Source organism: Vibrio sp. 10N.247.310.24 (assembly GCF_041467175.1).
Taxonomy (GTDB): Bacteria; Pseudomonadota; Gammaproteobacteria; order Enterobacterales; family Vibrionaceae; genus Vibrio; species Vibrio tasmaniensis_A.
Genome location: NZ_JBFSUD010000115.1, coordinates 1 through 7,788, shown reverse-complemented (window position 1 = coordinate 7,788; position 7,788 = coordinate 1). Strand labels below are relative to the sequence as shown.

Annotated in this window: 5 protein-coding genes and 1 pseudogene; 2 read left to right on the top strand and 4 right to left on the bottom strand. The window is 44.5% G+C overall.

Annotated features, from left to right (window positions below; genetic code table 11):
• On the top strand, positions 1–4,399 hold a 4,399-nt coding region (locus tag AB6E08_RS21520; RefSeq protein WP_372160254.1), incomplete at its 5' end, for an SslE/AcfD family lipoprotein zinc metalloprotease.
• A gap of 204 nt (positions 4,400–4,603) precedes the next feature.
• On the top strand, positions 4,604–4,927 hold the full coding sequence (locus tag AB6E08_RS21515; protein WP_017103393.1) for a DOPA 4,5-dioxygenase family protein: 324 nt from the start codon (positions 4,604–4,606) through the stop codon (positions 4,925–4,927).
• Between the two features lie 134 nt (positions 4,928–5,061).
• Here the strand turns inward: AB6E08_RS21515 and AB6E08_RS21510 are convergent, their stop codons facing one another.
• The 4 genes and pseudogenes from AB6E08_RS21510 to AB6E08_RS21495 all read right to left on the bottom strand — a co-directional run.
• Positions 5,062–5,214, bottom strand: coding sequence for a hypothetical protein (locus tag AB6E08_RS21510; protein WP_009844874.1), 153 nt, complete (start codon positions 5,212–5,214; stop codon positions 5,062–5,064).
• A gap of 76 nt (positions 5,215–5,290) precedes the next feature.
• Positions 5,291–6,583: a sensor histidine kinase gene (locus tag AB6E08_RS21505; RefSeq protein ID WP_372063854.1), complete on the bottom strand. Its 1,293-nt coding sequence runs from the start codon at positions 6,581–6,583 to the stop codon at positions 5,291–5,293.
• On the bottom strand, positions 6,580–7,254 hold the full coding sequence (locus tag AB6E08_RS21500; protein ID WP_102361020.1) for a response regulator transcription factor: 675 nt from the start codon (positions 7,252–7,254) through the stop codon (positions 6,580–6,582). The genes AB6E08_RS21505 and AB6E08_RS21500 overlap by 4 nt, the downstream gene beginning before the upstream one ends.
• A gap of 8 nt (positions 7,255–7,262) precedes the next feature.
• Positions 7,263–7,736, bottom strand: a pseudogene (locus tag AB6E08_RS21495) (sterol desaturase family protein); the annotation flags it as partial.
• Positions 7,737–7,788: the final 52 nt, after the last annotated feature.

Here is a 7,788-nt window from a genome sequence, read left to right as displayed (position 1 = left end):
TTTTCTTCCGCCGACTGACATCATTCCGCCAACGGATATTCTTCCGCCGACTGACATCATTCCGCCAACGGATATTCTTCCGCCGACTGACATTATTCCACCTACAGATATTATCCCCCCAACAACTTACATCGGTTCACTGTTGTCGAGCGGGGCGTTTGTGTCTGGAGATGTGTACTGTGACGGCGTTCATCTTGAAAACGGAACGTTCAGTGTTAAACAAGGCGTGAGTTTTAGTTGTACCTTGGGTCACCTTACTTTAGGTGATTTCACTGCTCCTTTCCCTGAGATAACAGAGTTCACGATTTCAAATGATGGGCTTAACGCGGCATTTGAGTTGACAGAATTACACGGAGACAACGTTACTAAAGTACTCGAATCAATTGATGTTTGTGAGACAGAAAGTGCTATCTGTTTAAAAGAACTGGATGCTTTTGATATTGAGGATGTGTTCTCGCAACTTGATGATCAAGATGCTGTCGATGCATACTTTTCATCGAAAGAAGAAGAATCTACCGATGAAGTAGGTAAGGCTCCTAGTTCACACGTAGACACAACTGTTGTTCCTGCGGTTGACCCTAATGCGGACAATAACCTTAACGCTGGTTTTGTTTCTGCAGACGCGGAGTCTACCTATGCTTATAAGCCAAGTGTTGAAGGTAAGGTGTTAACTCGCAGTAAGCTTACAGATGCTAATGGTACGCCGATTTCTGGGATCAGTTTCTTTTCGGCTAACGCGACGGGCGTGACGGATGAAGAGGGAATCTTTGAGTACCTGTGGGGTGACAGAATCGCTTTTGGTATTGATACGTTTGAGTTTGGCTCCATTACGGGTAATCAGATTGCTTATCAATTGTCTGATGTGACCAATAATGTGGTAGAGAAAGCGAATATCCAGTCATTACTAGAGCGCTACGCGGTTGATCATCTAAGTCATTATGAGATATCTGAAGAAGTCCAAGATACCTTTTCAAAGTACCCTAACGTTATAAATGAACTGATTAACCTAACTCTGCCAAATGGGGGATTAATAGAGGGTACAGACTTTGAACTTCCTAATGAGTTTGTTGGTCAGTTTAGCCAAGGGTTAACGGCAGTAATCGATGAGCAGCTGCGCCAAACGCCTCAGTTTATGGATTATGTTCGTCAACCTGCCGTTTTATCTATGGATTCTGGTCAGTATGTAACAGAGTCTCTGCAGCAAATCTTTCACAACGTCACCACATTCCATGTATTCAATGATAATGGTAGCTTTTACGGTGCAACGGGTTATACCCGTGGTATGCGAGCTCTGAATATATCGAACAGAGCATTCCCTGTGATGATGCCAAGAACTGATAAAAACCGTGAGCTTTACTTTGGTGAGCAACAGGCCTGGACTCGTGAAGGCAAGCCTTACATCGCACAACACCCAAGCATCTCGATGCCGCCGATTCCTTTAGTCTCTGAAGACAACGCGACTTATGGTTTTCCATTCGTTACAGCAGGCGAGATAGGCAAAGGTAAGGTCGTGTTCATGGGTAATGGCTTATATCCAAGTATTCTGTCATGCCCTGAAAATTATTGGGCCAATCGAACATTGCATATCGATAGCAACAAACAACAGTGCACTGTTTCGACGTTCGAAAACCTACTGCATGATGACCAAGGCAGCATGAGGTCGTTTTTCTCGAACTTGTTTGAGTGGTTCAATAATGGTCTGCCTATAGCTGGGATGAATGCAGTCACCAATATTGACCAAGCTTATTCGGCTTATCACCACTCCACAATGGGTAAGCAGTACACGTTTTTTGTTAGTCCTCAGTATGGTTTTGCATCAGTAGAAAAGCGCGGTTCAGGTGACTTTGATGGTTTGGATGCGAGCACCACGCCTATTTTGATCCTTCAGGCATACCCACCTAAGTTGGTTCAAGATGGCATGACTAACCAGTTTGTTGCTGACTTGGATAACCCTAACTTAAACCAAGACGATATTACGGCTCTTATTAACTATGTTAATGACGGTGGCAATATCTTGTTTATGGATGCGATTCAAACGACTAACCCTGAACCTATTGGACGCTTAGCGGACGCCGCGGGTGTATCTCTAGGTGGTGAAAACGTTACGCCAACAAACCAAGCTTTCTGCGGTAGCTCTTATTACTGCCAAGCGCCGTATCCAAATCTTCACGTGAAGAGTGAAAAGGAAATGGTGGTTCTTGAGCGTTTTCAAGATAACCAAGGAGAGCCTCCGTTCACGGTAAATCAAGATGGTACGGTTAAGTGGATTGAAGATGAATCCAAAATCAAGTTTGAAATCCCGACTTATGAGGTTGCTAAGTTAGACGCTGAAGGGAAGCCAGTGCTTGATGCGTCTGGTGTAACGGTAATGGAGGCAAAATCCGCACGTATCTTTGTTGAATCTGTAGCAGAGCGTGAAGCGGCGATCAAAGAACTGCAGTCGGCATTCGTTGGCACTGAGCTTTGTCAGAACGAGTATGAATACGAATTTAACTGTATAGAGACTCGTTCTGGAGACGGTGTGACTGTTCGCGGTGCTTATCATAGAGCCGATTTCGATCGCTATGAAGTGAGTAAAACCATTGTCGACAGTATGGTGAAAGCAGCGAACTTGGGTTCTAACTTTACAGCGCTCTACGAGCACGAGATTTACTATCGCACGAAAGGTACTCAAGGTAAGCGTCTGTCTAACAGCGAATTGAATCAAGCGTTTGATAACCTGTCTGTTTGGATGTGGAATGACAACGCATACCGATTTGAAACAGACATACAAGATGAGTTGGGGTTCAAGCAAGCTGTTCAGTTCCTTAACTGTTATACCGAAGACTTACATCAAACAGATACACTAGAAGCACAGTGTCCTGTTGACCTAAAAGCATCGTTAGTCGCTAATGGAATGATATATGGCGAAGGTGAGTTGTCGGGACAGTTGAATCCGAGCTATCCATTAAATTACATGGAGAAACCTCTGACTCGCATTATGTTGGGGCGCTCATTCTGGGATCATGAAATCGTTGTTGATACCACAATGTATCCGGGTCGAACTTCAGGTGCATCTTCGTCAAGTTCGGTTCTTATCCAAACAGATGGCAAGGGCGTCACGTATTCGGCTGGGAACAATCAATCGACAGGTTTATGGGCTCCTCAGCTACAAGATGTGACGATTAGTCATGGTGTCGCTGCAACGATTACTGTAATGATGGCGGATGATCTTACAGGTAAGCCGAATCACGAAACGAGTTTGAAACGCCCTCCACGTATGCAAACCAGCTTTGACTACAATGGATCGAGCTTAACTTTCAAGGTTCCATATGGTGGCCTTATTTACATTCAACCGAAAGTAAAAGAGCTTGATGAAGTCTCGTTTAGCATTGAGGGCGCGTTAAAAGCTGCTTGGTGGAAAGAGGGACAGTGGATTAACACTATTCAATCGGCAGACGCACCAATTGCAGAAATCGATACGGGTTCATTTATTTACACTACACCAATAAGGAATCTAGAATCCGCTGATTTGAACCAATTCGCAACAGATATGAATCGATTCGCTGAAGCTGCAAGTGACTTCTACGGGCGTGATGAGAAACAAAGCACTGGTTTACACCGTAGGTTCACTTATCCAGAACTGAAGGCGTTCCGCCATCGTTTTGTGAATGACGTGCAGATTTCGATTGGTGCTGCTCACTCTGGTTACCCAGTGATGAATTCAAGCTTTAACGCAAATCGGACATACATTCCAACCAACCCTGTGAACGACTGGTTGTTGTGGCATGAAGTTGGTCATAACTTAGCATCAGCTCCTTTCCTAGCGGCTGGTAGTACAGAAGTGACCAATAACCTTCTTGCATTGTATATGCAGGAGTTAGAGGGGCGCAATGCAAACCCTGAAATGGATCGTATTAAATCGGATATTAAGAAAGCACCTAAATGGCTAGAGCTTAATAATGAACATGCGTGGTCACATGGTGATGCAGGTTTACGATTAGTTATGTTTGGTCAGCTAAAAATCTGGGCAAAATCGAATTTTGCAATTGATGATTGGTATACACGCGGCGCAAGCCAATCTGATGTGTATGGTGAAGATGAAGGCTGGAACATGTTCAAACTTATGCACCGTAAAGCTCGAGGTGATACAGAGGGTGATGCGGTTGAAAACTATTGTAGTGCCAAAGATACTGGGCTAACCGGTGGCGACTTAATGATGGTATGTAGCTCCTACGCTTCGAACTATGACTTAAGTGATTTCTTTGTTGCTTGGAACGTGGGAGAAACCTCGATGACTAATGCTGATGGCTCGAAGTCTTATAGTGGTGGAATTAGCTCTAAAGGTCTTAGTGCGGTTGAACAGTTAAAACTAGATAAACCAAAGAACAGCCCCTTGAATGTTGATTCAATTTACTAACGCTAATTCTTGCTAAGGCATTTTACAGCTAAAATATAAACGCCACACTTAAATTACGTGTGGCGTTTTTGTTGCAATGTTCTAGAAATTTCAGCTAGATCAGTCTTCTACATGATGTTTAATACTTCGGCTGCCATTGGTTGGCTGTCCTTGCTAGAGAAAGCAGGTTAAACTGTTTGCATCATAATTCTAAAGGATGGTGCCATGTACCACGGTCATATCTATTTCCCTCTGCGCTTTGCAGAGCAGGCAGAAACACTGCGTCAGAAAATTCTATCGGAACGTAAAGATGTGTTAGAGACTTTCCCATTAATACAGCGTTTGGTTGGGCCACATAAAATGCCGATGTTTGAGATTCACTTTGCGAACAAAGAGTCGGGCATTGTGGAATGGCTTGAAAAAGAACGCGGTGACATGTCGGTGTTGATTCACCCAGTAACCGGCGGTGAAGAAACTCTAGACCATACAGTACGTGCGACTTGGCTTGGTCGCGAGCTTGGTGTATTCGAAGATACGCTGACTAGCTAATTCAATTCTGCGCCCGACAGTGAGTACCTAACAATCTAACTTAGTAACTTAGTAACTTAGTAACTTAGTAACTTAGGTGCTGTCGGGTGTGTCAGCGCACAGCTCGTTTTGCTCATCGTCTTCTTGCCGAAATTCTAGCTTCTCCAGCTATTCCCCAGTAACAGCGATACCGCTACCGACACGCCTAATGCGATTAATATATTGGGTAAGTAAAGACCCCAAATCGCGACACAAACCGCCACGGTTACCACAGCCCACAATAGTGTTTCTAGAATCCAAGTGCCCATAACATTACTCCTAACTAGATTGTGCGATTAGCATAACCAAGCAAGGGTAAACTTTTGGTCACCATCAATTAAGCATCTACAGAATTACCTTAACGTTGAACTCATTGTTGTGAGTTTCATGAGTAAACTGCCAACCTTGGTTCTGACAAACGCGATCAATGAGCTCTAGGCCGATACCAAAAGAGGTTTGCTGTACTGAGTCGTTTGCTAGGTTTTCATCTTCCAAGCGGTTGATTACCTCAAACTGATGTTCTGTCAGTGTGATGCTGATATCTCCGCTGCCACCATGCTGAAATGCATTTCGGATTAAGTTGGTGAGCACAACCTCAGTTAATTCACGGGGCAGGGTATGTTCTTCTTGCTCAACCTTGGTTTGAATGTCCACTTCTTTGTTTTTTAGAAGATATCGTTGGCTTTCGATAATATTATTGAGCAGGGATTCTAGCTTGATTTGCTCATAGTTGGTCTCTATCTCGTTGTTACGACTCATCCATAGCAGAGTCGTTACCAAGGCCTTCATGCTGATGGCTGAACGTTGGATTCGCGCTACGGCACGTTGACCACTGTTTGGAATGTTTTCGGATAACCGCACCAGCATATCGCCACTGGCTGAAATAGTGGCAATCGGTGTTCTTAATTCGTGGCTTGCTGCTCTCAAGCAAAAGCTCTCACGCTCATTGGCTTGGCGTTCACCCTGTACGCTTTTAACCAGTTGCGAAGCCAACTTATGGATCTCTTTATACCGAAACTGAGTCAGCCCTTCTGTGTTGTCCACATCCAGAGATTCAGACCATTTTGATAGCGTAATAATCGGTTTGGTGACTCGGTGTATCAAAAGGCGAATGATCAAAAACACCAAGAGTAAAAGGGCGCCGATGGCAATGAAGGCATTGTTAATTTGGTTCACGGAATCGGGTGGGTTGAGCTCGAACAGATTCAAGTAGAGGGCTTCATCGTACTCAGAAATGATGTACAAGGCTTCGTCTTTACCAGAAACTTGATGTTTGGCGGCATAGAGGTATTGCCCTGATTTATTGTTAGGTGAAGGCTGGTAATGATCATAAATAGCGTCGTTATCAAACGCTTTCCAATCAAAGGCTTGTTGAAATTTAGCGGGCAGCTCCGAATAGGTTAGAAAGGCTTGGAATGTCGGGTTTTGATAGTCTGGTAATTGCCCTGTTTCGATGTAACGTTGTTCTGCGACTTCCAATTCATACAAGAATCCATATTTTGCCGATTCATTAAGGCCAATGTGGTAGCTCTGTGAAACCATCAAACTGTAGATGGCAGTCAGTAACACCACTATTCCAAATAAATAGAGATAGATGTCGCGCTTAATACTGACTCGATTCATGTTCGCGTGTTTCATGATGGCTCCTCATGCAAGACAACACCAATACCATGAACTGTGTGAATCAGTTTTGAGTCAAAGGGCGCATCAACCACTTGTCGAAGCTTAAACAGGTGCGCTTTCACGCTGTCAGAGCTTGGCATTTCGTCTTCCCATGCTTCTTCAAGCTTGGCTTTGCTCACCACGTTAGGGCTGTTTCGCACTAACATCACAAGCATTCGCCAACAGACTGGGGACAGCTTCAATAGCTTGCCGTCTCTAAGGGCTTGGTGCTTGTCTAAGTCCAGTTTGAGATCCGCCACAGACAGTGACGTCACCGATCCTTGAGAGCGACGTATCAGCGCCATAAGCCGTACTTTCAGCTCTTCCATCGCAAAAGGTTTCACTAGATAGTCATCCGAACCCACTTCGAACCCGGCGATTTTGTCTTGTAATGTGTCCCTTGCCGTTAACATAAGGATAGGTGTCGTGACACCTTGTTGGCGAAGAGATTGACAGACATCGAGCCCGTCCATTTTGGGCATGTTGATGTCCGTTAAGATGATGTCATAACGCCCCTCTAACGCAAGATTGAGTCCTGCGCTGCCATTGTAGGCAAAATCGAATTCGAAACCGTCGAGTTCCATATAGTCTGCAATGGCTTCTGCTAAGTCGCTGTCGTCTTCAATCAGCAGGGCGTTAATGCTCATAAGTGTCCTTACTTTGTTTCTCGTTCTCTTTTCCAAGCCCAAATAGGCGGCTGAATAAGAAGCTGTAGTCGATAATTCCAATTTGGCGCATGCCATAACTGTTGGCACAGTTTAACGTAGCCGTGGAAATATACCTTAAATGGGTTCACAGAGTTGATTCTCGGGAACACACCGTATCTGACTTCTTCCTCTTCTTTAGCGAAGGTGCCGAACATACGATCCCAAGTGATAAAGATGCCAGCATAGTTCATATCAAGATATTGCTTGTTGGTCGCGTGATGCACTCTGTGGTGTGAAGGCGTATTAAACACCGCTTCAACAGGGCGGGGCAGGCGCTTAACTGTTTCGGTGTGCAATAGCGTTTGATAAAGCTGCACAAAGGTTTCACACATCAGCACCACAAACGGATTGAATCCGAGCAGGATTAACGGCAAATAAAAGAAGAACGGGAAGAACCAATCCAAAGGCCCGAATCGGTAAGCGGCTTTGTTGCGTAATTAAATTTAAAGATAGAACAACCCCGTTTCGCGTATT

Excerpts from the sequence above, each read along its gene's own strand:
- AB6E08_RS21505 (WP_372063854.1), bottom strand. The coding sequence starts at position 6,583 with ATGAAACACGCGAACATGAATCGAGTCAGTATTAAGCGCGACATCTAT.
- AB6E08_RS21510 (WP_009844874.1), bottom strand. The coding sequence starts at position 5,214 with ATGGGCACTTGGATTCTAGAAACACTATTGTGGGCTGTGGTAACCGTG.
- AB6E08_RS21500 (WP_102361020.1), bottom strand. The coding sequence starts at position 7,254 with ATGAGCATTAACGCCCTGCTGATTGAAGACGACAGCGACTTAGCAGAA.
- AB6E08_RS21515 (WP_017103393.1), top strand. The coding sequence starts at position 4,604 with ATGTACCACGGTCATATCTATTTCCCTCTGCGCTTTGCAGAGCAGGCA.